Annotated in this window: 25 protein-coding genes; 13 read left to right on the top strand and 12 right to left on the bottom strand. The window is 53.1% G+C overall.

The genetic code is table 11. The features are described 5' to 3' along the window. Nucleotides 1–71: 71 nt before the first annotated feature. A complete protein-coding gene (locus AC1WNR_RS12150) occupies nucleotides 72–614 on the top strand; it encodes a VOC family protein (protein WP_481644760.1) in 543 nt (180 codons plus the stop codon). 75 nt (nucleotides 615–689) lie between these two features. After that, a complete protein-coding gene (locus AC1WNR_RS12145; RefSeq protein WP_481644759.1) occupies nucleotides 690–2,012 on the top strand; it encodes a phenylacetate--CoA ligase family protein in 1,323 nt (440 codons plus the stop codon). Between the two features lie 60 nt (nucleotides 2,013–2,072). On the opposite strand, the gene rpsA is transcribed toward AC1WNR_RS12145, so the two are convergent. The 3 genes from rpsA to AC1WNR_RS12130 form a co-directional block, all read right to left on the bottom strand. Continuing rightward, nucleotides 2,073–3,749, bottom strand: a complete 1,677-nt coding sequence (gene rpsA, locus AC1WNR_RS12140; protein WP_481644758.1) for a 30S ribosomal protein S1 — start codon at nucleotides 3,747–3,749, stop codon at nucleotides 2,073–2,075. Nucleotides 3,750–3,929: 180 nt separating this feature from the next. After that, nucleotides 3,930–4,697: a hypothetical protein gene (locus AC1WNR_RS12135; RefSeq protein WP_481644757.1), complete on the bottom strand. Its 768-nt coding sequence runs from the start codon at nucleotides 4,695–4,697 to the stop codon at nucleotides 3,930–3,932. Nucleotides 4,698–4,725: 28 nt separating this feature from the next. Then, entirely contained in the window at nucleotides 4,726–6,780 is a 2,055-nt protein-coding gene (locus AC1WNR_RS12130; RefSeq protein WP_481644756.1) for a carboxy terminal-processing peptidase, read from the bottom strand. A 123-nt stretch (nucleotides 6,781–6,903) separates the two neighbouring features. Between AC1WNR_RS12130 and AC1WNR_RS12125 the strand changes: the two genes are divergently transcribed. The 3 genes from AC1WNR_RS12125 to AC1WNR_RS12115 are packed head-to-tail and all read left to right on the top strand — an operon-like array spanning nucleotide 6,904 to nucleotide 9,130. Continuing rightward, nucleotides 6,904–7,419: an FKBP-type peptidyl-prolyl cis-trans isomerase gene (locus tag AC1WNR_RS12125; RefSeq protein ID WP_481644755.1), complete on the top strand. Its 516-nt coding sequence runs from the start codon at nucleotides 6,904–6,906 to the stop codon at nucleotides 7,417–7,419. 8 nt (nucleotides 7,420–7,427) lie between these two features. After that, nucleotides 7,428–8,705 (top strand): M18 family aminopeptidase, encoded by a 1,278-nt coding sequence (locus tag AC1WNR_RS12120; RefSeq protein WP_481644754.1) that lies wholly within the window; start codon nucleotides 7,428–7,430, stop codon nucleotides 8,703–8,705. A gap of 2 nt (nucleotides 8,706–8,707) precedes the next feature. Continuing rightward, nucleotides 8,708–9,130 carry a PaaI family thioesterase gene (locus AC1WNR_RS12115; RefSeq protein WP_481644753.1) on the top strand — a complete coding sequence of 141 codons (423 nt, stop codon included), beginning with the start codon at nucleotides 8,708–8,710 and terminating at the stop codon, nucleotides 9,128–9,130. Here AC1WNR_RS12115 and AC1WNR_RS12110 read toward each other — a convergent pair. From AC1WNR_RS12110 to AC1WNR_RS12085, 6 genes are all read right to left on the bottom strand, one after another. Next, nucleotides 9,127–10,113, bottom strand: a complete 987-nt coding sequence (locus AC1WNR_RS12110) for an aldo/keto reductase (protein ID WP_481644752.1) — start codon at nucleotides 10,111–10,113, stop codon at nucleotides 9,127–9,129. The two genes, AC1WNR_RS12115 and AC1WNR_RS12110, sit on opposite strands and share 4 nt — an antisense overlap. A gap of 87 nt (nucleotides 10,114–10,200) precedes the next feature. After that, nucleotides 10,201–10,698 carry a thiol peroxidase gene (gene tpx / locus AC1WNR_RS12105; protein ID WP_481644751.1) on the bottom strand — a complete coding sequence of 166 codons (498 nt, stop codon included), beginning with the start codon at nucleotides 10,696–10,698 and terminating at the stop codon, nucleotides 10,201–10,203. Nucleotides 10,699–10,750: 52 nt separating this feature from the next. Continuing rightward, nucleotides 10,751–10,888 (bottom strand): hypothetical protein, encoded by a 138-nt coding sequence (locus AC1WNR_RS12100; protein ID WP_481644750.1) that lies wholly within the window; start codon nucleotides 10,886–10,888, stop codon nucleotides 10,751–10,753. An 8-nt stretch (nucleotides 10,889–10,896) separates the two neighbouring features. Further along, nucleotides 10,897–11,817: a hypothetical protein gene (locus AC1WNR_RS12095; RefSeq protein WP_481644749.1), complete on the bottom strand. Its 921-nt coding sequence runs from the start codon at nucleotides 11,815–11,817 to the stop codon at nucleotides 10,897–10,899. Nucleotides 11,818–11,906: 89 nt separating this feature from the next. Continuing rightward, nucleotides 11,907–12,473, bottom strand: a complete 567-nt coding sequence (locus AC1WNR_RS12090) for a hypothetical protein (protein ID WP_481644748.1) — start codon at nucleotides 12,471–12,473, stop codon at nucleotides 11,907–11,909. A gap of 162 nt (nucleotides 12,474–12,635) precedes the next feature. After that, nucleotides 12,636–13,817, bottom strand: coding sequence for an acetyl-CoA C-acyltransferase family protein (locus AC1WNR_RS12085; RefSeq protein WP_481644747.1), 1,182 nt, complete (start codon nucleotides 13,815–13,817; stop codon nucleotides 12,636–12,638). A gap of 180 nt (nucleotides 13,818–13,997) precedes the next feature. Between AC1WNR_RS12085 and AC1WNR_RS12080 the strand changes: the two genes are divergently transcribed. Then, nucleotides 13,998–14,645: an HAD family hydrolase gene (locus AC1WNR_RS12080; protein WP_481644746.1), complete on the top strand. Its 648-nt coding sequence runs from the start codon at nucleotides 13,998–14,000 to the stop codon at nucleotides 14,643–14,645. Here the strand turns inward: AC1WNR_RS12080 and AC1WNR_RS12075 are convergent. Further along, nucleotides 14,642–15,376 carry an FCD domain-containing protein gene (locus tag AC1WNR_RS12075; protein WP_481644745.1) on the bottom strand — a complete coding sequence of 245 codons (735 nt, stop codon included), beginning with the start codon at nucleotides 15,374–15,376 and terminating at the stop codon, nucleotides 14,642–14,644. The genes AC1WNR_RS12080 and AC1WNR_RS12075 overlap by 4 nt on opposite strands. Nucleotides 15,377–15,583: 207 nt before the next feature. On the opposite strand from AC1WNR_RS12075, the gene AC1WNR_RS12070 reads away from it, so the two are divergent. The 4 genes from AC1WNR_RS12070 (at nucleotide 15,584) to glcF (ending at nucleotide 19,904) form a co-directional block, all read left to right on the top strand. Beyond that, entirely contained in the window at nucleotides 15,584–16,015 is a 432-nt protein-coding gene (locus AC1WNR_RS12070) for a GlcG/HbpS family heme-binding protein (protein ID WP_481644744.1), read from the top strand. A gap of 87 nt (nucleotides 16,016–16,102) precedes the next feature. Then, on the top strand, nucleotides 16,103–17,614 hold the full coding sequence (locus tag AC1WNR_RS12065; protein WP_481644743.1) for an FAD-linked oxidase C-terminal domain-containing protein: 1,512 nt from the start codon (nucleotides 16,103–16,105) through the stop codon (nucleotides 17,612–17,614). Beyond that, nucleotides 17,607–18,671 carry a glycolate oxidase subunit GlcE gene (gene glcE / locus AC1WNR_RS12060; RefSeq protein WP_481644742.1) on the top strand — a complete coding sequence of 355 codons (1,065 nt, stop codon included), beginning with the start codon at nucleotides 17,607–17,609 and terminating at the stop codon, nucleotides 18,669–18,671. Before AC1WNR_RS12065 ends, glcE begins: the two co-directional genes overlap by 8 nt. A gap of 24 nt (nucleotides 18,672–18,695) precedes the next feature. Continuing rightward, nucleotides 18,696–19,904 carry a glycolate oxidase subunit GlcF gene (gene glcF, locus AC1WNR_RS12055; protein WP_481644741.1) on the top strand — a complete coding sequence of 403 codons (1,209 nt, stop codon included), beginning with the start codon at nucleotides 18,696–18,698 and terminating at the stop codon, nucleotides 19,902–19,904. A 115-nt stretch (nucleotides 19,905–20,019) separates the two neighbouring features. Here glcF and AC1WNR_RS12050 read toward each other — a convergent pair whose 3' ends face one another. Beyond that, nucleotides 20,020–21,246: an MFS transporter gene (locus AC1WNR_RS12050; protein ID WP_481644740.1), complete on the bottom strand. Its 1,227-nt coding sequence runs from the start codon at nucleotides 21,244–21,246 to the stop codon at nucleotides 20,020–20,022. A gap of 160 nt (nucleotides 21,247–21,406) precedes the next feature. On the opposite strand from AC1WNR_RS12050, the gene AC1WNR_RS12045 reads away from it, so the two are divergent. From AC1WNR_RS12045 to AC1WNR_RS12035, 3 genes are all read left to right on the top strand, one after another. Further along, nucleotides 21,407–22,837 (top strand): phosphomannomutase, encoded by a 1,431-nt coding sequence (locus AC1WNR_RS12045; RefSeq protein ID WP_481644739.1) that lies wholly within the window; start codon nucleotides 21,407–21,409, stop codon nucleotides 22,835–22,837. 84 nt (nucleotides 22,838–22,921) lie between these two features. Beyond that, nucleotides 22,922–24,070, top strand: a complete 1,149-nt coding sequence (locus AC1WNR_RS12040) for a glycerate kinase (RefSeq protein WP_481644738.1) — start codon at nucleotides 22,922–22,924, stop codon at nucleotides 24,068–24,070. A gap of 39 nt (nucleotides 24,071–24,109) precedes the next feature. After that, complete coding sequence (locus AC1WNR_RS12035; protein WP_481644737.1) at nucleotides 24,110–25,060, top strand: AEC family transporter; 951 nt, start codon at nucleotides 24,110–24,112, stop codon at nucleotides 25,058–25,060. On the opposite strand, the gene AC1WNR_RS12030 is transcribed toward AC1WNR_RS12035, so the two are convergent. Then, the gene (locus tag AC1WNR_RS12030; RefSeq protein ID WP_481645391.1) at nucleotides 25,057–25,809 is read right to left on the bottom strand and encodes a sulfite exporter TauE/SafE family protein; all 753 of its coding nucleotides are present in this window, start codon (nucleotides 25,807–25,809) and stop codon (nucleotides 25,057–25,059) included. The two genes, AC1WNR_RS12035 and AC1WNR_RS12030, sit on opposite strands and share 4 nt — an antisense overlap. Between the last annotated feature and the right edge of the window lie 7 nt (nucleotides 25,810–25,816).

The raw sequence follows: 25,816 nt of genomic DNA, 5'->3' as shown, positions 1-25,816 counted from the left end.
GCCAGACAGTTCTCGTAGCAACTCTTTTACAGTTGGCAGAGCCCCATACAATTCTAAGAAGAGGTAAAGCAATGAGTTCAGTTGGTCAGATTCGCAGCAGAATGCACCACAACGCCTATGTTACGCGTGACTTGGAGGCGACCCGCCAGTTTTACGAGGATATCATCGGTTACAAGCTGTCAGCGACTTGGGCGGAGAAAGCGGACCTGTTCGGTAAAGAGCGCACCTATGCGCACTGCTTTTTTGATATCGGCGACGGCTCCAGCCTAGCGTTCTTTCAGTTCGCAGACGAGGAAGATGCTCAGGAGTTTGGCCCTGAACTGCCGCCCTCTGCTTTCAGACATCTGGCCATGAAGGTCGACCAAGAGACTCAGGACGGTATTCGTGATCGTCTAGCGGCAGCTGGCATCAAAGAGCCGCAGACCTACATCCTCAACCACGGATACTGCTACTCACTATACGTGGTTGATCCTAATGGTCTGATTGTTGAGTTTACCGTTGATCATGATGATGTAGAGGCAATCAACGCCGAGCGCGCAGCGAAAGCGCACGCCGAGTTGGCCAATTGGCTAGCCGGTGACCACACCCCGAATAACACCCAGTTCCACCGTTAAGCGGTTATTAGAAGTGGGGTGCGAAGCGCCCCATTTTTTCTTCAGTTCCCAGAATACGGGAGGAGTACGTTCAGAATGATCTATGATCCTAGCGTTGAGACGCGAGACCCTGCTGAGCAGTTCAAAGATGACGCTAAGGCCTTCCGGAACCAGATGGAGTATCTGCTTAAGAACTCGCACTTTTACAAGAAAAAGTTGGCTGAGGTGGGCTTGACGGATATTGCTGATATTCCCTCCCTTGAGCAGATACAGACGCTGCCATTTACCGAGAAGGATGAGTTACGCAGCTCACAAGCTGACTATCCTCCATTTGGCTCGCACTTGGCTTGTGATGAGTCAGCTTTGCGCCGCGTATTTAGTACCAGTGGTACCACGGGAGTGCCTTGTTACCTCGGGCTCACCACTAATGACCTGAATATGTATGCCACCAACGTTGCGCGTGGTTACACCGCGGCTGGCTTTCGTGAAGGGCAGAAGATCGTCGTTGGATTTAATGCGGGGCCCTTTGTTGCCGGGGCTGTCTATTATGGCTTCGACAAGATCGGCTGTAGCGTTATTCCGGTGGGTACCGGCAATACCGAGCGTATGGTTACCGCGATTCAGAAGTTGGGTGGAACCGGTATCAGCTGTACTCCGAGCTACGCGTTATACCTAATCGAGTGGTGTGAGGCGCACAATATTGCGCCTGAGTCTTTAGGGATTAAAAACATTATCACCGCGGGTGAGCCCGGTGGTGGCGATCCAATGATACGCAACCAAATTGAGTCAGCGCTGGGTTGTCAGGTGCGTGAGTCCATGGGTATCGGCGATATTTCGCTTTCAGTATGGGCGGAAGATGACGATGCTCAAGGGATGAACTTTATGGCGCGTGGTTTTGTGCACGTAGAGCTAATTGACCCGCAGAGCGGCGAGCCGATCCCTTGGGAGGACGGCGCTCAAGGTGAGTTGGTGTACACCGCACTGCAGCGTGAAGCGATGCCATTGCTGCGCTTCCGCAGTCGCGATCATGTTGTCGTCAATATGAAGCCAAACCCCACTGGACGCACCGGCCCCCGTATCCGTTGTGTGGGTCGCACCGATGACATGTTGATCGTGCGTGGTGTGAATCTGTTCCCAACCGCGGTACGAAGCGTTATCGAGAATCACCTAGAGAGTTTAACGGGTATGTTCCGCATTAGACCGAATAGCCGAGGCGTACAGCAGGATCCGCCTTTACCTATACAGGTCGAGGTCAAGAATGACGCTGATCTACACAATACGGAGCTTGCGAATGCGATCAAAGCAGAGATCAAAGAGCGTCTACTCGTGACTACTCGAATAGAGCTGGTGACTCAGGGGACAGTGGCGCGAGAGACCTACAAATCAAAACTGGTAGATTACTCACATCTGGATAACTAGGTTGGATTGCAGCCGAAAAAAAAGAGCGCCGAGGCGCTCTTTTTTGATGCTCAACAAGAATTACTTGTTGTTCATCTGTGCTTTGATTAGGTCACCGATGGTGGTAGGACCTTCAACTTCAACCTCAGCGTTCTGAACTGCTTTCAGAGCCGCTTTCTCATCAGCCTGGTCTTTCGCTTTGATAGACAGGTTGATAGCGCGGTTACGACGGTCAACGTTTACGATCTTAGCTTCAACGCTGTCACCAACGCTCAGTACAGAAGATGCATCTTCAACGCGGTCAACAGACAGCTCAGATACTTTCAGTACAGCTTCGATACCTTCAGCCAGCTCTACAGTTGCTGCTTTTGCGTCAACTGCGATGACTTTACCGGTTACGATAGCGCCACGGTCGTTAGCTGCGAGGTACTCAGAGAATGGGTCGCTAGCCAGCTGCTTGATGCCCAGAGAGATACGCTCTTTCTCTGCATCGATAGACAGGATAACCGCTTCAACTTCGTCGCCTTTCTTGTAAGCGCGCAGAGCAGTCTCAGCGTCAGCTTCCCAAGTGATGTCAGACATGTGAACCAGACCGTCTAGGTCGTTGTCTAGGCCAACAAAGATACCGAAGTCAGTGATAGTCTTGATAGTACCAGAGACTTTGTCACCTGCAGCGTTCTGCTCAGAGAATGCAGCCCATGGGTTCTGTGTGCACTGCTTGATACCCAGAGAGATACGACGACGCTCTTCATCAACGTCCAGTACCATAACTTCCACTTCTTCGTTGATCTGTACGATCTTAGATGGGTGGATGTTTTTGTTAGTCCAAGACATTTCAGAAACGTGTACCAGACCTTCAACGCCATCTTCCAGAGATGCGAAGCAACCGTAGTCAGTCAGGTTAGTCACTTTCGCAGTTGCGCGAGTGCCCGCTGGGTAACGGTTCTTAATAGCTTCCCATGGATCTTCTGACAGCTGTTTCAGACCCAGTGAGATACGGCCATTTTCCTGATCGAACTTGATGATCTTCACAGAGATCTCGTCGCCTGGAGTCAGCATTTCGCTTGGGTGTGAGATACGCTTCCAAGCCATGTCAGTGATGTGGAGCAGGCCATCAACGCCGCCCAGATCAATGAATGCACCGTAGTTGGTGAGGTTCTTAACGTAACCTTTAACTTCCTGACCTTCAGCCAGAGACGCGAGGATCTCATCACGTTTTTCGCTGTTCGCTTCCTGCAGAACTGCGCGGCGAGATACAACAACGTTGTTACGTTTCTGGTCTAGCTTGATCAGTTTGAATTCAAGCTCTTTGCCTTCGAGGTGATCAACGTCACGTACTGGGCGAACGTCTACCAGTGAACCTGGCAGGAAGCCCTGAATGTTATTGACGTTAACAGTGAAGCCGCCTTTGACTTTGCCAGAGATGTAACCCTTAACAACTTCTTCAGCTTCAAATTTAGCCTGCAGAACTTCCCATGCCTCAGCGCGTTTCGCTTTTTCGCGAGACAGCTTAGTCTCACCGAAACCGTCTTCAACAGCTTCCAGTGCAACTTTGACGCTGTCACCGATAGCGATTTCGAGTTCGTTCGCATCGTTCAGGAACTGTGAACGTGGGATAACGGCTTCAGATTTTAGACCAGCATTAACAGTAACCCAGTCGCTGTCGATATCAACAACTTCACCAGTTACCAGTGTGCCTGGAGTCATCGCGAGGTCTTGGAGGGATTCTTCAAACAGATCAGCAAAGCTTTCGCTCATGAAATTTTCCTACTAAAAAGATGCCTTTACGGCGATCTTGCCTACACCATCGGCTGCGTAGGGTCGGTTTTAAATACGCCTTATCAGTGGACTGGGCCGATGTATGTCCAGTGCTAAGACGTTAAGTGGTGCGAAATTATACAGAAAACCAGCAGGGAAGGGTAATTTTTTCTATGAGGATCAGCGAATTATCGCCGCGTTGAGAACTTGGTCCAACGCCTCACGAAAGCTGACTTGGCAAGGTGGTAAGACGATGTCTAAATCCGCTCGCAGTTCATTGGGTAGTGGGTTAAGTGCCGGCTCTTGCAACCAGCTTGCTACGGCTCTGAGTTCGCCGCTGTTATTGGCAGCGATACTTAGGGCATTGCCGACACAGAAAGCGTAAGTGGGTAAGTAGCGCTGCACCAGTATCGCCTTGCGCGCCTCATCCATCATGCGGTCGTTTTCGCGGACGGTATGGGTGTACTCCTGTTGTGCCGCGACCGCCATCAGTTCAATCATTAAGCTGGAGTAGTTTTCCGCCTCTGGCAGCGCGCGCAAACGCTCCTCTATCTCGCGGCGTACACGTTCCAACTCAATATTGAACTGCTCTGGCGCGTAGCGTTCGTTCGTCTCTTTGTAGTTCTCTAGCTCGGCGACGCGCTGCTCTAGTTGTTCAATTTTGAGACGAAAGAGTTCGTTCTCCTCCAACAGCGCATTGCGCTTGCGCACTAGACTTTCGACGACTCTCTCCTCAGGCGTGAGTTCGTTCTCTGCGAAGGTCGCAGGAAGCTGAGTGGCGCCGAGCTCGCCGACGGTTGTTGTAAACTGCGAGCCAGGTAGAACCGCCAAACCAAACTTTTCAAAGCGAATGGAGTTGCTGCTCTGCTGTGAGGCGATCAAGGGGTAGACGAAGTAGCCGATTACACCGATCAGCGACACGGCCGTAACCCCGATAGTGATCTTCATCCAACCCTTCATGTTCAGCCTCTAGCTATTAGCTTTTGAGCTGGCGCCCATGCTCAATCTGCAACTCAATCAAGTCGATTGTGAGCTCTCCCGATTCGCGCAGTAGCGCTTCGGCATCTGCGTTGACGGCTTCTTCACCCTCAGCAGATTCTGCCAATAGCTCATCCAGCGAGCTGATTGGGGACTGATTTTTAGCCATCCGACGCTGATTCTCGATATCGATCTGAGCCTTATCAAACTGGTCACGTTGCTGTCGCAGTGCGGCTTCGTTTAGGGGCAGTTCGGTGAGCGCCTTCTGCTGGTTGATTAGCTGTAGCTCGTCCCACATGTGAGTGAAGTCGGGGTTATCGGAGGTGCGTGCTCGCGAGCGGTTGGTCAGCTCGGGAATCCAGCGATCTAACTCAGAGTAGCGACCGAAGCGTACTGGACGAACTTGGTCCCAAGGCAGTGCGAAATCCAAAGCGCTCTCACCGATCTCCTCTTCATCAATCAGACTCGGGAAGTCAATATCAGGGCTGACCCCCTCATGCTGTGTGCTCTCACCCGAGATGCGGTAGAACTTGGCGGTTGTGAGCTTGATTTGACCGTGCTGTAGCGGCTGCAAGGTCTGAACCGTGCCTTTACCGAACGTGCGGCTTCCGACAACTAGACCACGACGATAATCCTGAATGGCGCCGGCAAAAATCTCTGACGCTGAGGCGCTGAGACGGTTAATCATAACCGTAAGCGGCCCGGTCCAGAGTGTCTCAGGGTCATAGTCGCCCAGTACATCGATACGACCATTGGAGTCACGAATCTGCACTGTTGGGCCGCGGCTGATAAATAGACCGACCAGTTCGTTGGCTTCGCGCAGTGAGCCACCGCCATTGTCACGAAGATCAATAATTAAACCGTCCACGTTTTGCTGTTTCAGCTCCTCAATCAACACGGCGACATCGCGCGTCGTGCTGCGGTAATTGGGATCACCTTTCTGGAGTGCAGCGAAGTCGATGTAGAACGCGGGCACTTCGATGACGCCAAGTTTGTAGTTCTTACCATCACGATCGATACGAATCACTTTGCTCTGCGCGGCCTGCTCTTCGAGCTGAACTTTTGAACGAACAAGGCTAACAATTCGACGACTGGCTCCCTCTTGAGAGCCGGCAGGAATTACCTCGAGGCGAACGATTGAGTCCTTTGGACCGCGAATCAGCTGAACAACGTCGTCTAGGCGCATACCAACAACATCTTCAAACTCACCATCCTCACCCTGTGCAACACCAACGATAAGATCAGCAGGACTGAGCTGCCCGCTCTTATCGGCAGGTCCTGCGGGTACCAGGCTGACGATTTTGGTGAACTCGTCCTCGGTCTGCAGCACCGCGCCAATTCCTTCAAGCGACAGGCTCATGTTGATCTGGAAGTTCTCAGAGACTCGTGGCGAAAAGTAGGATGTGTGCGGGTCATAGGAGTTGGCCAGCGCATTCGCAAAGGTCTGAAATACATCGTCTGATTCAGACTGCAGCGCGCGGTTACGCTGCGCAGTGAAGCGTTTAGTGAGTGTCTCTACCGCCTCTTCGCGACTGCGATCCGCCAGCTTGAGGTTTAGCAAAGCGCTCTTGAGGCGCTTGTCCCAGTAGCGGTCAGCCTCTTGCTGACTCGCAAACCAGGGGGCCTCTTCTCGGGAAACGGGCAGTGTCTCGTTTTCGGTGAATTCATAGTCCACCCCCTGACTGAGCTTCTCGAGCAGATACTCTTGGCGGTTGTTGAAGCGTGTCAGGTATAGATCGTAGATGGCATAAGCAATGGAGAGATCGCCTTTGCGGATCTGATTATCAAGCTGGGTGCGGTACTGAATATACTTATCCAGATCGCTCTTGAGGAAGTAGGAACGCGACGGGTCGAGGAGTTCGATGTAGCGGTCGAATACGATCTCGGACAAATTGTCATCGAGCTTCTGGCTACGGTAGTGCCCTTTTTCAAAAGCGCGAGCCACAGATTTCACGGCACTCTCGTGCATCTTGCTAGGTTCTAGTGTGGCATGGGCGGTAAATGGCAGTAGCGCCGCCACTGCTATCAGGATCAGTCGCTGTCCGAAACGCACGGTCTCTCTCCTTAATGCTCCGTTTTCTCTCATCAAAACGGAAAACTGGTCAATTGAGTGTAGGCCAGCCGCTGGGAAGATGTAAAATACCCAGCGAGTTAAGTCTTTGATGAGGATACAAGTTTGCGTCTAATTTTGGCACTCATTGCTGTCGTTGCTCTGAACGGCTGTGATTCAGATTCAAAGAGTGAAGCCGAACGCGAGGCCTTTCGTCAGCAGCTTATCGACAAAGCGTTAAATGATGATACGCGCAAAATGGGTGATAAGTTCCTATCAGAGAATGCCGCGGCTGAGGGTGTAGTAACACGTCCAAGTGGACTGCAGTACAAAGTGCTGAAGTCCGGTTCAGGTGAAAAGCCGCAGCTCGATCAGCTGGTGGTAGTGAATTACGAGGGCCGCCGAGTGGATGGCGTTGTTTTTGATGGTACCGCCGAAGGTAGAACGGCGACCTTTCCACTGAAAGGACTTATTAAAGGCTGGCGCGAAGGGTTGAGCCTGATGCCGAAAGGGGCCGAGTGGGAGCTCTACATTCCTGCGGATCTAGCTTATGGTGCAACCAGTCCTGCTGAGTTGATACCTGCCAACTCCACCCTTATCTTTAAAGTCGAATTGGTTGATATTCTCGACGATGCCCAATAGGAGCTGTGATGAACTTAGATGCCTTCAATGCTGAGCTACTCAGTTTTCTTGATGCTAGCCCAACGCCCTTTCACGCAGCTCGCAATCTCGCTAGTCGCCTTGAACTGGCAGGCTTCGACGAGGTTAAAGAGCATGAAGCGTGGAGCTTGAAAGCGGGGCAGGGCTACTACCTGCTGCGTAATGACTCGTCGATTCTCGCTTGGCGCCAACCCGAAAGCTTCGATGCAGGCTTAAGATTGGTTGGTGCGCATACCGACTCGCCCTGCTTGAAAGTTAAACCGACCCCCGAGCTGCATCGCACAAACTATCATCAGCTCGGTGTCGAGGTTTATGGAGGTGCGCTACTCAACCCCTGGTTCGATCGTGATTTGAGCCTGGCCGGTCGGGTCAGCTTCCTGGATGAGGTGGGTGAACTCCAGCATCAGTTGGTCGATTTTGAAACTGCGATTGGCACTGTGCCGAGTTTGGCGATCCACCTTGATCGTGAGGCTAACACCGGTCGCACCGTGAATGCTCAGTTGCATCTGCCGGTGCTGCTGGGGCAGGGAGACGAGAAACTTGATCTGCGCGCCATGCTGGCGCAAAAGCTGCAGGCCGAGGGGATAAAAGTAGCGCAGGTCTTAGACTACGAGCTAAGTTTCTACGATACCCAACCGGCCGCACTGATCGGCCTGAAACAGGAGTTTCTTGCGTCGGCGCGTCTGGATAATCTATTAAGCTGCTACATCGGATTGCAGGGGCTGTTGCAGGCTGAGCTAGGGCAGGCACAGGTGCTGATCTGCACAGATCACGAAGAGATCGGTAGCCAGAGTGCTTGTGGTGCAGCTGGCCCCATGTTGGAACAGTGGCTCGAGCGTGTAATGCCCAACAACGAAGAGCGCAACCGGGCGCTGGCAGCATCAATGCTGATTTCGGCCGATAACGCCCACGGTGTACACCCTAACTACGCGGATAAACATGATGAGAATCACGGCCCGATCCTGAATCGGGGCCCGGTTATCAAGCTCAATGCTAACCAACGGTACGCCACAAACAGCGAGACCAGTGCAACCTTTAAACAGCTCGCGCTACAGGAGGAGGTTGAGGTGCAAGCCTTTGTAGTGCGCTCTGATATGGGCTGTGGTAGCACTATCGGCCCAATCACTGCAGCTGAAGTGGGTGTCAGAACTGTGGATATCGGTGTGCCGCAGTTTGCTATGCACTCAATTCGCGAACTGGCTGGTGTTACCGATGCGCACTCGCTCTACCGTATTCTGAAGCGCTTCTACGCTAAGGCGAGGGTTTAACCATGCTCAGAACTATCCCAGAGCTCAATCAGTTTATGCAGGAAAACTTCCCACAAGGAGTGGAGTTTGGATCTTTGGATGAGGTTGGCGACGGCTGGGTGCTGATGCGACTGAGCGTGGCTGATTCACACCTGCGCCCCGGAGGGACCGTATCGGGTCCAACTATGATGGGTATGGCTGATGTGGCCATCTGGACCGCACTACAGACTAAAATCGGTCCGTCTCCGCTCACCGTTACCAGCAATCTAAATATCAATTTCCTCGCTAAACCGCAGCCCGTTGATATGCTTGCTCGTGCTCGCGTGCTGCGTGTAGGCAAACGCAGCGGCGTTGGAGAGTGCTGGATCTACTCAGGATCGGAGGAGTTGATGGTGGCTCATGTCACCGCCAACTACTCGATCCCGTCTCGTCAACTCACTGACTAGAACTGCTCAGTATCGATCTCAACTTGCTGACCTGCGCTGTAGCGAGGGCCTGCGACCGTGTCGTTATTAATCAGTTGATCCAATCGCGCGGCTACATCCGCACAGAGCTGAATATCTGCCGCTGCCAGGTTATCGCGCATATGTTCGACAAAACGGGTGCCCGGGATCGATACGATTGCCGGATCCTTGGTGCGAATCCAAGCCAGCGCGAGCTGTGCCGGTGTACAGTTTTGCTGTTTGGCAATCTCGACATACTCTGTCAGTAGCGCTTTATTGGCAGGGAAGTTCTCTGGGTAGAAGCGTGGCATTGCACGACGAATATCGTTCTCTACCAGTTCAGCTGGGTCATCAAAGGTCATACTCAGGAAGCCACGTGCCAGAGGACTGAACGCGACAAAGGTGATATCCAACTCTTTGCAGGCGTCCAGAACTGCGATCTCTGGGTTGCGGGTCCAGAGCGAATACTCAGTCTGTACCGCTGCGACAGGTTGTTCCTTGTGTGCGCGACGGATGGTTTCTGCGGACATCTCTGATACACCGTAGTGAGCAATCTTACCCTCGCGAATTAAATCTCCCAGTGCGCCTGCGGACTCTTCAATCGGCACGTTTGTATCCAGACGGTGTAGATAATAAAGATCTATATGATCGGTCTGTAGGCGTCGCAAGCTCTCTTCACACTGGGCTTTGATTGTCTCAGGGCGGCCATCCAAAGCTTTGCCTTTACCGGGCTCGACGTAGAGCACGCACTTGCTAGCGAGGAAGATATCGTTGCGGACCGATTTCAGTGCTTCGCCGACGAGTGTTTCGTTCTTGCCGCCGCCGTATAGAGTTGCTGTATCAAAGTGACGGTAGCCCATCTCAAAGGCTTCGCGGAAGCCGTGGATCGCTTCGTCATCCGATACCGGTGTGTTGTAGGCGTGGGACATATTCATGCAACCCAGGCCGATAGGAGAGGATTTAAAAAGCTCGAGTTTGTCGCTCATATTAGGCAGCTCTTCTGTTAGCTAAATTGTGCGCTTAGCCTAGCAGGGAAGAGCTGCCAATTGAACTCTAGGTTGCCAGTAAGGGTATCAGCTCTGGGCAGCAGCCAAGACAGCCTCGTAGTTGGGCTCTTCGGTTAGCTCTTTAACCAGTTCAGAGAAGATCACTGTGCCATCGCGAATCACCACAACAGCACGTGCAAATAGTCCGCGACGCTGGGTGTCGATAATCTCAATGCCGTAATCTTTGCCAAACTCGGGCGAGCGGAATGCTGATGCATTAGCGACACGCTCCAGACCTTCTGCCGCACAAAAACGTGCTTGCGCAAAGGGGAGGTCGACAGAGACATTCAACACTTTTACCCCTTCAATTGCGTTCAGACGCTCGTTGAACTGACGCACCGACTTTTGGCAGGTCGGTGTATCAATGCTGGGGAAGATGTTCAGAACCAGTGTCTCGTTGGCGAAATCGCTTAAGCTCAAATCGTTGAGCGCTGTATCGGCGAGGGTGAAGTCTGGTGCGGCTGTGCCAACCGAGGGTAGGTCGCCGCAAGTGTTCATTACTATATCTAAACGAGTTGTTTGCATGCTGTGCTCCTTTCAACAAGCACAGATACGCAATTGGTTCGATCTGGGATCTCTAAATTAGCTCCGAAACTGCCCTGTATTCTGTGCGGTCGCGGCCGCTCTCTTTTGCAGCATAGAGGGCGCCGTCTGCTGCATCGACGAGTGCCTGAGTAGAAGCTAATTCCATCGGTTTTAGCGTGGTGATTCCCAAACTAACCGTTAGCTGTCCAAGCGGGGATTCAGAGTGTTCGATTGCGACGAGAGCCAGAGCTTCTTAACAAAGCCCTGACACTCTTCATCACACGCTAGGTCGGTTAGATTCTGTATGGTTAAGAGCGGGTAGCCTTCTTCATCCAGTCCTGTCTGTTCTCTGAAGATACTGTTGGAGCGGATAATATCGCTATCGATTACCCACTCAAAGAGCCCAATCTCTCCGGACTTGGCGATCTCATCCTGGCGATTGAGCGCCTCCTCCAAATGTTGCAGACTACGCTCTAATTGCAACTGTGATTTCTTCTCTTTAGTAACCGCAGTCACCATGAATAGTGCGATCTCATCCCCATCACGCTCGATCTTTCGCACATAACGTTGCCTTAGCCACTCGATACCGGTTATGTATTTATTGCCGATGATAGGATATTCCGCAACATTACCGGGCGCTGCATAGGCGTGCTCGAGGGACTCTCGATAGTTTGGGGCGACGAGTTCAAGACGATCTTTAAAAGTTGGCGCCTCGGGGAGAGGGCTTTTCCCCCGGGCGAGGAAGCCTGCTGTCCCTTGAGTTAGATTCTCCTCAATAATTCGGATATCAGGCTCTTCGGTCGCAAGGTTGAGGTGGTCCAGCAGCTCAGCATTCTGCTGATGGATCTGATCAAGCTCAATTTGACGAAGTTTGTGTTCATGGATATCGACAATGCTGCCGTATGACACGTGATGGCCATCCTCTTCGAGCATATTGATATTTACTCGAACCCAGCGAGGCCCCAAGTCCCCGATCAGTCGATGAACGAGTGATAGTGATTCGCCCACAGCCAAGCCCTTTTTAAGGGATTTAACAATCTCCGGGATATCGCTTGGGTCAGCTGCCGCGATTACGTGCTCACGCCCGTGTATGGGCTCATCATGCTTAATAGCGTACATCTGGCGGTACACCTCATTGACCATCCAGATATCGGTTTTTTGGTCTTGGCGAAACAGACCGATGCGGGATTGAGTTGAGGCTATTTCGGTTAATCGCAGTGTCTGCTCGAGGCGGTGGCGACTACTGATAAACTATTCCATAAGGCGTTTATCGCAATCAGTAGCCCGATCTGTATACCCACAGCCAACGCCATATGGATAACTCCATAGATCAGGTTGAGGGGGGAGAGGCTCAGATAGAGTGCAAACAGGGCAATTAGGAATAGCAAGGATCCTGCCACGGCCCAACGAAACCCGTAAAGCATCATCAGCGCGATGGAAGCGAATAAAACCGTTGTCGATGACGACATGATCGATTCGTTACGGATTGTGACGGCTATAGATCCTAAGCAAAGCAAGAGGATCATTGCGCCTATTTGCGCGCGCGGGCTAAAAAGGTTTTGGCGTAAAGCGAGCAAGGCCGTAAATAGGTAGATTGCAATTATGGGTACACCGAGTAATGAGGGTTCGAGTACTAGATTGCGAAACACCGAGATAGCAACAGGGGCCAAGTAGATCAGCAGACAGATGCGCACGAAGAGCGCAGCAAAGCGCGCAAGGATATCCTCGGGTATTTGGACTTCCGCAAGTGGGGATAGCTTGGGTTCTGATTTCATCTACGGGGTTTGGGCTCAGTCAAAAGTTAGATGACTCGACCTTTTAAAAGTAGTCGCAAAACGCGATCTTTGCCCGCGGTAAAACGAGAATTAATCTAGTAGCTGATACGAGACAATAAAAAAAACCGGCTTGTAGCCGGTTTTTGGATTGTAAAAGTCTGACTAGATGCGTTCGAACACGACCGCAATACCCTGACCACCACCGATACACATAGTTACCAGAGCGTATTTGCCGTTGATACGCTGCAGTTCGTGGATCGCTTTAGTCGCGATAAACGCGCCTGAACAGCCAACGGGGTGGCCCAGTGCAATGGCACCGCCATTCGGGTTGGTTTTGTCAGCCGGTAGACCTAGGCCTTTAGATACCGCAATCGCCTGCGCCGCAAAGGCTTCGTTAGACTCGATTACATCCATATCAGCAATGGTCAGGCCGGCGCTCTCCAGGGCTTTCTTCGAAGCTGGAATTGGGCCTTCACCCATGATGTGGTTAGGTACACCGGCAACTGCGTAAGAGACGATCTTAGCGATTGGAGTTTCACCGTTAGCTTTCGCCGTTTCAGCGTCAGCCAGTACCAGGAAAGCAGCACCATCGTTGATACCTGAGGCGTTGCCCGCTGTCACTGTACCGTCTTTCTTAAATGCTGGACGCATGCCGGCAAGTTTTTCAGCCGTGGTGCCCGGTTTTGGGTGCTCGTCAGTATCAAAGATGGTTTCGCCTTTACGCGACTTCAGCGTGATCGGTACGATCTGGTCTTTAAAACGACCCTCTTCGATAGCGATTGCTGCGCGACGCTGTGACTCAGCCGCAAACTCATCTTGCTCTTCGCGAGTAATTTCCCACTTCTCAGCGAGGTTCTCTGCAGTGATACCCATATGGCCAGCGCCGAACGGATCGGTCAGAACAGAGACCATTGCATCGATCATACCCGTATCACCCATGCGCGCACCGGTACGCATCGCAGGCGCCATATAAGTGCCGCGTGACATCACCTCAACACCGCCACCTACGGCGTAGTCGCACTGACCGAGTTCAATCTGCTGGGCGCTTGATACAACAGCCTGAAGACCCGACGCACAGAGGCGGTTGACTGCCATCGCTACGGAGTTCATTGGCAATCCCGCCTGAATCGAGGCAACGCGAGCTACGTATGGGTAGCGCGATTCAGTCGGAATACAGTTACCGACTGTCACGTAATGAATCTTCTCGGGGTCAGCTTTTGAGCGAGAAACTGCTTCCTTCATTACGGTACCGGCGAGTTCAGCCGGTTCGATAGAGCTCAGGCTACCGCCAAAAGCACCGATGGGTGAGCGCATTGCGCTAAGTACTACAACTTCACGTGTCATCTATGACTCCCTTTAATATGTATCAATTTGCGTCTGCAAAAAACGAGTTAAGAAATTTGCTTAAGAGCATATGACATTAAAAAGACAATTACATGACGCTATCGACTAATTAGGGAGATAAAAGGAGAATATTTAGCTGATTAATTCTCACCCTATAGATGAGTAGGCGCTACCGCTGTGATGAACGTTATTTTTGATATGGATGGGTTACTGATCGATTCAGAGCCCACTTGGAAACGAGTAGAGAGTGAAGCGCTGAAGCGCGCGCTTGGGCTGGAGCTAACACCCGAACAGTTGAAGCGCTTCACCGGGCGGGCAACGCGTGACTTTGTGCGTTTGGTGGCATTAGATAATCCGCAATTAAGCGTCGATGAGCCTGCATTGATCGAACTGATTTTGTCGATGATGGCACAGCGCATCGTGGATGCGCCCCTGCTTCCCGGTGCACGAGAGCTGATCAATTTCCTTCAAGCTGAAGGTATTCCTATGGCCATCGCTTCATCGACCCCACGCATGCTAGTTGAAGCGGTGGTGGAACGGCACCAACTGCCGATCGAAGTCATTACTTCGGGTGCTGAGGCAAAAGCCTCCAAACCGCATCCTGAGGTGTTCCTTCAAGCCGCTGAGCGCCTGAATGCTGACCCTTTTGATTGCTGGGTGTTCGAAGACTCGCTTAATGGAGTTATTGCAGCACGTGCTGCGAGTATGAAGGTCGTTGCGGTTCCCGCAACTAACTACTCACCGATGGAGCACTTTTCGATTGCGAACCGTATCGACAAAAACCTCGAGGAGTCTCTGGCAGCGCTCCAGCGAGGAGATCTGAGTTAAAGTTCGATTTTAAAGTCGCGAATAACCGGCTGGTCGCTCGCCTCCAAGTTTTGCAGTGCGTCGCTGACGTGTTTGACGTGTGCAGCAGCGGATTTACGAGCCCAGGCGGCATTGCGGCTTATGATCGCATTGTAGATCTGCTTGTGGTGGCGTTCTATCTGCTCACGGAAGGTCTCCCGATGCACGAGGTTGCTGAGCGAGGTCGCTACACTTTTAAGCAGTGGGTTCTTTAGACTTGCCAGCAGATGCACGAGCACGGGGTTGTGCGACGCCTCTACGATACGCTGGTGAAAGGTGTAGTCCAGCGCGAAATTGGCAGGAGCGGGTACGGCCTCCATCTCCTTGAACGCCTTGGTAATCGCGTAGTGCTCCTCCTGAGTGCCGTTTTCAGCCGCTAAAGCAGCGGCCTCACCTTCTAGCAGCGCGCGGACCTGGTAGAGGTCGTAGAATGTGCGTGCGTGAGTGTTGTAGAGCTCCATCAGCGGGCTTGTCTCACCGATCTCTTCGATCACTTTTTTGGCAAACGAGCCGCGCCCATGAATCGTCTCGACGATGCCTCGCCCGGCTAGCTCGCGCAACGCCTCGCGTACCACAGAACGAGAAACACCCAAACGCTCGGCCAACTGACGCTCTGAGGGTAGTTTTTTCTCGGGCGGCAGACTGCCATCCATAATCATCTGTTCCAAACGATACGCGATGGATTGAGAGATGGTCTTGGTTTTCTCACTCAACGGGCTGTTCTCATCTGGTAGGACCAGTGGGCATCTGTAGCCGGCTGGCGCCAAGGTTGCTGACAAAATCAGTGTAGGTCGTTATTACCCACATCGTGAAATTATAGTTTACAAAATACTGGTCTGACCAGTGTCTGTCCCCTTTGACTGTTGGCGTACACTTACGGACATTAGCAATCATGCCCGCAGTGGGCGCAGGAGAGACCTATGTTGACCGTACAGCGTTTGGACCAGAGTGATGCCCAAGTAATTCTAGCCGGAGCGCGAGCCAAGGCTGAGGAGATCGGTGTGCCGATGTGTATTGCAGTCACCGATGAGTCCGGCAGCCTTCTAGCTTTTGAGCGTATGGATGGTGGCAAGATTCACAGTATTACACTGGCGCAGGACAAAGCCTTCACCGCTGCATCAGCGCGCAAAGCGACACACGACTACAACGCGGGTTGTATCCCCGGAGCGGACAACATGTTGTTTGGTATCCACACCGCAATGGGAGGACGCCTCTGTATCGTTGGCGGTGGTTTGCCGATCTTCGTTGATGGCGTTTGCGTTGGTGGTGTGGGTATCAGCAGTGGGACCCCAAGCCAGGATTTGGAGTGCGCCACAGCAGGAGTGGAGCACTTTCTAGCCTCACTGGGCTAGAACTTTAACGCTAAATTATGGCGGTCCGCTGTCACTTGGACCGCGTCAGGCGTATGACAGCGCCGACTAAGAGAAAGGAAGGTTCGGATGCAAACTTCGACAGCCCGTACCGCGGAGCAGTTTGCCCAGCGCCAGTCGCTGGCGCAGCGCTTTGCTGAATTTATCGATCCACACTATGTAATTGCCGATGAGGAGACTCTGAAGCCTTATGAGTGTGATGGCTTATCAGCCTACTGCGAAGAGGCGCTTATTGTTGTGTTGCCCGAGACCGTAGAGCAGGCGCAACGAGTGCTACAGATTTGTCACGCCGAGAATGTGCCTGTGGTCGCGCGTGGCGCGGGTACCGGACTTTGCGCTGGCGCGATGCCGCACTCAGAGGGTGTGGTGCTGTCGATGGCGAAATTCAACAAGATCCTAGAGATCGATACAGAATCGCGTGCGGCTCGGGTGCAACCTGGTGTTCGCAATCTGGCTATCAGTGAAGCGGCAGCACCGATGGGGCTCTACTACGGTCCGGATCCATCTTCACAGATCGCATGTTCTATTGGCGGTAACGTCGCCGAGAACTCGGGTGGTGTGCACTGTCTGAAATACGGACTCACCGTACACAACCTCTTGAGTGTGCAGTTCCTGACGATGGAAGGCGAGCTGCTCACCATCGGTTCCGAAGGGCTAGACAGCTGCGGTATGGATCTGATGGCACTGTTTACGGGCTCGGAAGGTCTGCTGGGTGTCGTCACTGAAGTGCGGGTTAAGCTGCTGCCTCGACCTGAGCGCGCTCAGGTCGTTGTGGCCGGTTTCGACTCGGTAACTAAAGCCGGCGATGCGGTAGGAGAGATCATTGCTCAAGGAATCATCCCTGGCGGACTCGAGATGATGGATGGCTTTGCTATTCAGGCTGCCGAAGACTTCGCTAAGGCAGGCTACCCCTTGGATGCTCAGGCGCTGCTTCTGTGTGAAGTGGATGGCACCAACGAAGAGGTCGATGAGCACATTGCCGCCGTTGAAGCCCTTTTTCATAAACTCGGAGCGACCTCGGTTCGCACCTCTCAGTCCGAAGAGGAGCGCGCACGCCTGTGGGCGGGCCGAAAATCAGCCTTCCCCGCGGTGGGTCGTATCTCCCCTGACTACTACTGTATGGATGGAACGATTCCACGTGGTCAGCTGAGTCACGTCCTGCTAGAGATGCAGAAGATGTCTGATCACTACGGCCTGCGTGTTGCTAATGTCTTCCACGCTGGCGATGGCAACCTGCATCCGCTGATTCTGTTTGATGCGAACGTGCCGGGTGAATTGGAACGCACCGAAGAGTTTGGTGGAAAGATTCTTGAGCTCTGCGTAGAGGTTGGCGGCTGTATCACCGGTGAACACGGCGTTGGCTACGAAAAACTGCGCCAGATGCCAGCTCAGTTCAACGATGCTGAAATTGTGCAGTTCCATGAACTCAAGCGTGCGTTTGACCAGAAAGAGCTGCTGAACCCGGGCAAAGGTATTCCAACCTTGCGTAGCTGTCAGGAGTACCGTTCGCTCGATATGAACATCACACCTAATGCGACTGTGGAGTCACAGCAAGATACGAAAGGGGCTACCCATGGCTGATCAGACTTCTCAGCTCATTGAACAGGTTCGCGCTGCTGCAGATGCGGGCCGAAAATTGGCGATTCAGGGCGGCGGCACGAAAGCCTTCATGGGACGCGCTATTGATGCCGATCAAGAGGTGCTAAGCCTCGCTGAGCACAGTGGTATCGTGAGCTATCAACCGGTCGAGCTCGTTATGACTGCGCGCGCCGGGACCCCACTAACGGAGCTCAAAGCGGCATTAGACGAGCAGAACCAGATGCTGGCTTTTGAGCCTCCCGTATTTTCTGACGCTTCGACTTTGGGTGGCACCTTGGCGACCAATCAGTCGGGTCCCGGCCGTCCATGGTGGGGTTCGGTGCGCGATCATGTGTTGGGCGTGCGTTTGATAAACGGTAAAGCGGAACATCTGCGTTTTGGTGGCCAGGTGATGAAGAATGTAGCCGGTTATGATGTCTCTCGTCTTCAAGCCGGGGCTTTCGGTGGTTTGGGGGTGATGTCTGAGATCAGCTTGAAGGTACTACCTAAACCTGCGATGCAGCGCACCCTAGTGACCGACTGCAGCCAATCCGAAGCGCTGAAGTTGATGAATCAGCGTGCCGGTGAGCCTAAACCGATCACCGCCGCTACCTGGTACGAAGGCACACTTTATACGCGTTTGGCAGGCGCTGCATCAGCAGTTGAAGCGGCGGCTAAGGCTTTGGGAGGCAGCGAGCTTGAGGATGCAGAGCTTTTCTGGAGCAATCTGGCGAATCAGCAGCATGAGTTTTTTGCGATTCAAGAGCCAATTTGGCGCCTGTCGATCAACTCCAAAACGCCCGAGTTGAACCTCAAAGGGGCAAAACTAATTGATTGGGGTGGCGCGCAGCGTTGGTATGCCGGCGACTTCGACTGGAATCAGATGGTATCTATCGCTAAACACTCGGGTGGCCAGGTATCGCTCTATCGGGGTGGCAATCGCGTTGCTGAGGTGCTGCACCCTCAGAGCGAAGCGATACAGGCGCTACAGCAGCGACTAAAAGCTTCATTTGATCCGGCGGGGGTGTTCAACCCAGGCCGTGCTTACAGCTGGTTGTAACAGGTTGTATTAGGAACCGACAGAATGAAAACGAACATAGTACAGACCTTCCTGAATACACCGGACGGCCAAGAGGCAGAACAGATTCTGCGTACCTGCGTGCACTGTGGATTTTGCACCGCGACCTGCCCAACCTATCAGGAGCTTAACGATGAGCGTGATGGCCCACGAGGGCGCATATACCTCATCAAACAGCTGTTAGAGACCGACGAGGTCACCGAGAAAACGCGTACCCATCTGGATCGCTGTCTGACTTGTCGCAGCTGTGAGACAACCTGTCCTTCAGGTGTGCAGTATGGCCGCCTAGTTGATATCGGCCGTGGGATTGTTGAGAAAAAACTGCCGCGCTCAGCTCCGCAGAAAGCCGTGCGTTGGGGGTTGCGTCAGTTGCTGCCCTACTCAAAACGTTTTGGTGCAGCGATTGCTGTTGGGCAAGTTTTCAAGCCGCTGATCCCTGGGAAACTCGGCGCTAAGATTCCGCCGAAGCGCAAGGCATCACCCTGGCCAAAGCAACGTCACGCGCGCGTTATGATGGCTCTTGCTGGGTGTGCCCAGTCGAGTGCCGCGCCCAATACTAACGCGGCGACCGCTCGCGTTTTGGACAAGCTGGGTATTACATTGGTTGAAGCGCCTGATGCAGGCTGTTGTGGTGCCGTCAGCTACCACCTCTCGGCACATGATGAGGGGTTGGACTTTATGCGTCGCAACATCGATGCTTGGTGGCCAGCGGTGGAGGGTGGCTGCGAGGCGATCGTTATGACCGCCTCTGGCTGTGGTGCGATGGTGCAAGAGTATGGTCATCTACTGCGCAATGATCCGGAGTATGCCGAGAAAGCCAAACGGGTATCAGAGCTGACGAAAGATATCTCTGAGGTGCTGCTAAATGAAGATCTGAGTGCACTCAAACCGACCACCTCAGGTGAGAAGGTTGCGGTTCACTGCCCCTGTACTTTGCAGCATGCTATGAAACAGGGCACTGCTGTTGAACAGGTGATGAGCAAACTTGGGTTTGATCTGGCGGTGACCAAGGATAAGCATCTGTGCTGTGGTTCAGCCGGTACCTACTCGATTCTCCAACCTGAAATGAGTGGGCGACTACTGGACAACAAGGTGAAGGCGTTGACGGGTGATAATCCAACCCAGATCGTTACCTCGAATATCGGTTGTCAGCTGCATATTGAGACCAAGGCTCCTGTACCTGTGTCGCACTGGATAGAACTATTGGACAAGTAAGGTATGAGCGATCTGCGGCGCAAGCCGCATGTTCGCGACGGGTAGTAGGCCTGTAGCGCGCAGCGCTGTTGGGCGACCCTAATTAGGATGTCGGGAAATACGCTGCGCGTACGTCCTACAAAGAACCATCCTCTTCAGGCACTAGCGCATCGCGCTTCCACAGATCGGGGAAGAGCGGTATCCAAAACGCTGTAATCAACAGTGTGCCAACCCCACCAATCAATACGGCGGGCGCGGCACCTACCAGTGCGGCCAGAACCCCCGATTCAAATTCACCTAGGTGATTTGAAGTACCAATAAACAGAGAGTTAACCGAAGAGACACGCCCCCGCATGGTATCTGGCGTCTCAATCTGAACCAGCGTCGAACGAATCACCACGCTCACCATATCGGCTGCTCCGAGCACAAATAGCATCAGCATTGAAAACGCAAAGCTCTCTGAGAACCCAAATCCGATAGTACCGAGGCCAAACACAGCGACAGCCGCGTAGAGTTTGTGGCCAGCAGTTCGGCGAATGGGGTTACGTGCCAAGTAGAGCGACATAAGCAGGGCACCCACCGCAGGCGCGCTGCGCAGAAACCCAAGCCCGACCGAGTTGGTCTCCAAGATATCTTTGGCAAAGATTGGAAGCAGAGCGGTGACACTGCCTATCAGAACTGCCAGCATGTCCATCGAGATAGAGCCCAGCACCTGTTTCGTGCGCCAGACAAAGGTAAAGCCGGCTAGAAGTTCCGCCACGTTGGTTTTGCGTGTCTCTTTTACCTGTGGGATTGGCGGCATCAAGAAGATCACAGAGAGCGAAACCAGTATCAATGCGAAGCTGCTGAAGTAGAGCGTGCTGGCGCCAAGTATGTAGATGAAACCACCGATCGCTGGGCCGACAATGGTACAGAATTCGCGGCCGGCGGCAGTTACCGTCATTGCCTGCGCCAGCTCCCGTTTGCTAACCAGGTTAGGCACAACAGCAGAGCCTGCAGACATGCCATACGTTTGTGCGACGCCCAGCGCGACACAACAGAGGTAGATGATATTCGCCGTTATTAGGTCCAGGTAGCTGGTAACGGCAAGTGTTAGCACGGCAACACCGGTTATGGAACGAGCAAACAGCATCTGTTTTACACGGCTATGGCGATCTGCCATATGCCCGGCATGAACGGTCAGCAGTAGTAGCGGCATGTATCGCGCAAGCCCCACCAAACCCAGCGCCAGCGCACTCTCCGTTAGGAGGTATACCTGCCAGCCCAGACCCACCAACAACATCTGCTGGGAAAGAGAACCACACATCTGACCTATCCAGTACTGGCTGAAGTGGCGGTTATCAAAAGGCGCTGGAAGTTTCATTGAAGCTCTCCGACAGAGGAGATCATATTCTGAAGTAGGATCCATCCCGATGTAAGAGGGATGTGCGACAAAGGCTCAGGTCGCGGCTCTCATCTTTGGGTAGAACTTGGCAAAGCTTTTGCAGACAATAACCAGACTATTCTGAAAGTTGGACGCTCGAATGCCTGTAATCGCCCTGAAAAGCTGTGGAGTTAGTTTTGGTACATCTGGAGTACGTGGATTGGTCAGTGATCTGACAGATTCCATCTGCTACGCCTATGCCCAGGCGTTTATTGGAGCGATCGACAAACCCTCGAAGATGGTCATCGGACACGATCTGAGGCCATCTAGCCCGCAGATCACCCAAGCCTGCGCTCAGGCCTGTGTTGATCTGGGTATAGAGGTGATCTACGTGGGCGCACTACCGACGCCAGCGATCGCCTACTATGCGATGCAGCAGGGTGCTCCGGCAATCGTCGTCACAGGCAGTCATATCCCCTTCGACCGCAACGGTATTAAGTTCTATCGTGCCGAAGGTGAGATCACTAAAGCCGATGAACAGGCAATTTTAGCGTCAGAAATCCAGGTATCGGACGAACTGTTGCTGGCCCCTCTGCCGTTGTTGGACAGCCAAGCGGGAGTGGCCTACTTGCAACGCTACACAGAGTTTTTCGCTTCTGACCTGTGCGCCGGAATGCGTATCGCTATTTACCAACACTCAGGCGTAGGACGCGACCTGTTGACTGAGCTCTTTACTCAGTTGGGTGCTAAAGTTCTTCCGCTGGGGCGCTCAGATAGTTTTGTACCTATCGATACCGAGGCGGTTCGCCCTGAGGATATTGAACAGGCGCGGAGCTGGGCTAATGAACACCGTTTTGATCTGATTGTTTCGACTGATGGTGACGCGGATCGCCCCCTGATAGGTGACGAGCAGGGTAATTGGCTGCGCGGCGATGTTGTCGGCGTGCTCTGTGCCCGTGCCCTCGGTGTCGATACAGTTGTCACACCGGTCAGCAGCAACACCCTACTTGAGCGCTCTAACTGGTTTGCCAATACGTCGCGAACGCGAATTGGCTCGCCCTACGTACTGGCAGGTATGGCAGAGGCCAGTGGCCAGGTCGCCGGGTATGAAGCGAATGGCGGTTTCTTGTTGGGTAGCGATATTCAACGAGAGAGCTCTCTGCTAAGAGCGCTGCCGACGCGTGACGCAGTATTGCCAATGCTGGCGTTAATAGCCCTAGCTAAAGCGTCAGGCACGCCAATCAGTTCACTCTTATCCAGCCTACCGGCGCGCTTTACTGCCAGCGATCGGATTCCGGGCATACCGACTGCGTGGAGTTTGGAGCGGGTTGCTGAATTAACCGCCGGAGATTTGGCACTCACTGAGCTGATTCAATTGGATCTTGGTACGGTTGAGTCCGTCGACACGACAGACGGCGTGCGCACAACCTTTGCCAGTGGAGAAATCGTCCACCTGCGCCCCTCGGGTAACGCTCCAGAGCTGCGCTGCTACGTTGAAGCAGATGATATCGAGCGTGCGCAACACTTATGTCAGCAGGTGCTGGCTAACATCGCCACCTACTACCAAAACAGCGAAACAGCGGCCGTTTAATTTCGTTACTGGAGCTACTGACGGTCGGGGAACAGGGGTGTAAGCTATAGCTAACTGTTCTGTCGATCCTCGTAGAGACCCAATATGAAATTAGTCATCGCCCCAGACTCGTTCAAAGAGAGTCTGGATGCGCAGCAGGTCGCATTTGCCATCGAACGCGGCTTCCAATCCATCTTTCCTGAGATTCATACGGTTTGTGTTCCGGTAGCGGATGGTGGCGAAGGCACAACCGAGGCCCTAGTTGCTGCGACTGCGGGTGTGCAGATTTCTGAGTCTGTACGCGGTCCTCTCGGCGAACCCTTGAATGCGATCTGGGGATTGCTAGGCGAACAGCCAAACACGGCGTTGACCGCGGTTGTTGAGACAGCGGCTGCATCGGGTTTGGACAAGATTAGTTCAGCTCAAAGGGATGCCCTGCGTGCAACGACCTACGGCACTGGCGAACTTATTTTGGCCGCACTTGAGCGCGGAGTACGTCGCATAATTCTCGGCCTGGGTGGCAGCGCAACCAATGATGGTGGTATGGGGCTGTTAAGTGCGCTAGGCGCGCGCTTTTTGGACGCTAAGGGCGAGGTGTTGGAGGCCGGCGGAGCCGCACTCGCACGCTTAGCGAGTATCGATCTTAGTCAGATGGATAGCCGGGTCGCAGAGACGGAGTTTCTGGTGGCCTGTGATGTTGATAATCCCTTGCTGGGTGCGCGCGGTGCATCAGCGATCTTCGGCCCGCAAAAAGGGGCTACGCCCGAGCAGGTAGAGCAACTCGATGCAGCGTTGGCTAATCTTGCGGATATCAGCGCCAAACTACTGGGCAGAGATTGTCGTGAGGTTGCCGGTGCTGGCGCTGCGGGCGGGCTAGGCTATGCCTTAGTGCAGTTTTTGAATGCGCGCATGGCACCGGGAATCGACCTCGTTCTTGAAGCCGTTTGTTTCGACGAGCAGTTGCAGGGGGCTGATCTGGTGATTACCGGAGAAGGGCGAGTGGATGGCCAGAGCCTGAGCGGTAAAACCCCTGTAGGGGTTGCGCGCTGGGCTAAACGTCATGATCTACCTGTGATTGCTCTGTGTGGCTCGATTGGCGCGGGCGCTGAGGGTGTGCACAAGGTCGGTATCGATGCGCTGTTCACTGTCGTTCCTGGCGTCTGCACTATAGATGAGGCGATGGCTGAGGCGGCGGTGAATTTGGAGCGTACAGCTGCGCAGCTAGCGCGTACTCTGGCGCTAAATCTTCATTGAAAAAGTTCTATCTCCGTTGATGTGGGTTGAGGAGCTGCCGTGCAATTTAGTGAGTTATTTAGTCAGGTTCTCAACGTAACCGGGCCTGTGTTTGTGCTCGTTCTTCTGGGCCTGGTTTTGCGGCGCACGAAACTCATCAATGAAGTTTTCGTTCAGCAGGCGTCCAACCTCGTTTTTCGAGCGACTATGCCGGTTATGATCGCTGTCGGACTGATGAAGACTGACATCAGTACCGCATTTGATGTTCAGGCGGGTATCCTTTTCACACTATTTTCGGTGGTGAGTTTTGGCTTGATTTGGGTTTGGGCGCGCCTTCGGGTTGAACCTCGAGCTGATCGAGGCGTCTATGTCCAAGGGGCGTTTCGTCACAACTGTGGTATGGTGGGTTTAGCGCTTGTTGTTAATCAGTACGGCGAGGCGGGCTTAGGCATAGCGAGTTTTTTACTTGCCCTACATGCATTTATTTTCAATATCATGTCGATCTTTGTTCTGAGCTATTACAGTAGTACCCTCAAGCTAAAACCTGCTCAGTTCACACTCGACATCGTAAAAAACCCATTGATACTGTCAGTCATTGTCGGCATTGCGCTCAATTTGCTGGGAATACGCTTCTCACCCTGGATCGAGACGAGTCTTACGAGTTTCGGTTCGTTAACCCTCACGCTCGGGCTCATTTGTGTGGGTGCGAGCTTGAGTCTGAGTAGCGTTAGAGTCTCTGGCGGAGTAGCCCTGTCGGCGGCCCTGGTGAAACTGATCTGGATACCCGGGATCAGCGCGGTAGTGCTGATCGCTATGGGCGTTGAGGGAATGGTGCTAGGTGCGCTGGTACTCTTTATGGCGAGCCCAACAGCTGCAGCCAGCGTTGTTATGGTTCGCGCCGCGCAGGGAAATCATGGTCTGGCTGCGACTATCGTGGTGTTGGCGACGCTGGGTTCCGTAGTGACTGTTCCCACGGGATTGATGGTTTTGAAATACTTCGGCTATGTCTAGCCAGTAATGAAAAAGTAGCCAGTGATACCTATGCTCGCGATCAGAATAGCGCGTCTAACGATCGCTTGTGGCAACCGCTTCGAGAGATGACCAGCCAGATACCCACCAATCAATGTCCCCACCAAGACAGCCATCGTCTCCTGCCAAACGATTAGACCTTTGAACAGAAACAGCAGAATTGCGCAGAGTGAAATTGTAGTGGAGAAGAGCAGTTTAAGACCGTTCATCTCGTTAATCTGTGTGTGACCGGCCAGGCTCAAGTAACTGAGGATAATAATTCCTAACCCAGCATTGAAGAAGCCACCATAAATCGATACGGCTACAAACATAAGTTGCATCAATACTAGGTGGATCAAGCCGAGATGGGGCCGCTTCTGGCTCCAGGTTTGAAGCGCTTGGTTGAGTTGTGATCCAAAAGCAAAAACAACCGTGGCAAATAGCAGTAGCCAGGGAATGGCTGCTTCGAAACCGCTGTCATCGGTCAAGGTGAGCAGGTAGGCCCCCAAACCTCCGCCGAGTGCTGACAAGAGCGATAGGAAAATCAGACGTCTGCGGGGTGTTTTGATCTCAGAGCGCAGTGCCCAGGTCCCTGAGATGTAACCTGCGCAGGCCGCAAAAGTGTTGCTCGCATTTGCAGCTATCGGTGGAACTCCCACCATCAGAAGAGCAGGAAAGGTGATGAATGAACCGCCACCCGCGATGGAGTTTATAACGCCACCTATCAGTCCGGCTGCCAGCAAAAATAGCATATCTAAC

It is taken from the genome of Marinobacterium marisflavi (assembly GCF_982447095.1).
Note: the sequence above shows the minus strand (reverse complement) of the source record. Positions and strands in the feature narration are given on the sequence as shown.

Bases quoted from the DNA above. Each gene is read 5' to 3' on its own strand.
- AC1WNR_RS12150 (WP_481644760.1), top strand. From the start codon at position 72: ATGAGTTCAGTTGGTCAGATTCGCAGCAGAATGCACCACAACGCCTAT.
- AC1WNR_RS12145 (WP_481644759.1), top strand. From the start codon at position 690: ATGATCTATGATCCTAGCGTTGAGACGCGAGACCCTGCTGAGCAGTTC.
- rpsA (WP_481644758.1), bottom strand. From the start codon at position 3,749: ATGAGCGAAAGCTTTGCTGATCTGTTTGAAGAATCCCTCCAAGACCTC.
- AC1WNR_RS12135 (WP_481644757.1), bottom strand. From the start codon at position 4,697: ATGAAGATCACTATCGGGGTTACGGCCGTGTCGCTGATCGGTGTAATC.
- AC1WNR_RS12120 (WP_481644754.1), top strand. From the start codon at position 7,428: ATGAACTTAGATGCCTTCAATGCTGAGCTACTCAGTTTTCTTGATGCT.
- AC1WNR_RS12115 (WP_481644753.1), top strand. From the start codon at position 8,708: ATGCTCAGAACTATCCCAGAGCTCAATCAGTTTATGCAGGAAAACTTC.
- AC1WNR_RS12110 (WP_481644752.1), bottom strand. From the start codon at position 10,113: ATGAGCGACAAACTCGAGCTTTTTAAATCCTCTCCTATCGGCCTGGGT.
- tpx (WP_481644751.1), bottom strand. From the start codon at position 10,698: ATGCAAACAACTCGTTTAGATATAGTAATGAACACTTGCGGCGACCTA.
- AC1WNR_RS12095 (WP_481644749.1), bottom strand. From the start codon at position 11,817: ATGTACGCTATTAAGCATGATGAGCCCATACACGGGCGTGAGCACGTA.
- AC1WNR_RS12090 (WP_481644748.1), bottom strand. From the start codon at position 12,473: ATGAAATCAGAACCCAAGCTATCCCCACTTGCGGAAGTCCAAATACCC.
- AC1WNR_RS12085 (WP_481644747.1), bottom strand. From the start codon at position 13,817: ATGACACGTGAAGTTGTAGTACTTAGCGCAATGCGCTCACCCATCGGT.
- AC1WNR_RS12080 (WP_481644746.1), top strand. From the start codon at position 13,998: ATGAACGTTATTTTTGATATGGATGGGTTACTGATCGATTCAGAGCCC.
- AC1WNR_RS12070 (WP_481644744.1), top strand. From the start codon at position 15,584: ATGTTGACCGTACAGCGTTTGGACCAGAGTGATGCCCAAGTAATTCTA.
- AC1WNR_RS12065 (WP_481644743.1), top strand. From the start codon at position 16,103: ATGCAAACTTCGACAGCCCGTACCGCGGAGCAGTTTGCCCAGCGCCAG.
- glcE (WP_481644742.1), top strand. From the start codon at position 17,607: ATGGCTGATCAGACTTCTCAGCTCATTGAACAGGTTCGCGCTGCTGCA.
- glcF (WP_481644741.1), top strand. From the start codon at position 18,696: ATGAAAACGAACATAGTACAGACCTTCCTGAATACACCGGACGGCCAA.
- AC1WNR_RS12050 (WP_481644740.1), bottom strand. From the start codon at position 21,246: ATGAAACTTCCAGCGCCTTTTGATAACCGCCACTTCAGCCAGTACTGG.
- AC1WNR_RS12045 (WP_481644739.1), top strand. From the start codon at position 21,407: ATGCCTGTAATCGCCCTGAAAAGCTGTGGAGTTAGTTTTGGTACATCT.
- AC1WNR_RS12040 (WP_481644738.1), top strand. From the start codon at position 22,922: ATGAAATTAGTCATCGCCCCAGACTCGTTCAAAGAGAGTCTGGATGCG.
- AC1WNR_RS12030 (WP_481645391.1), bottom strand. From the start codon at position 25,809: ATGCTATTTTTGCTGGCAGCCGGACTGATAGGTGGCGTTATAAACTCC.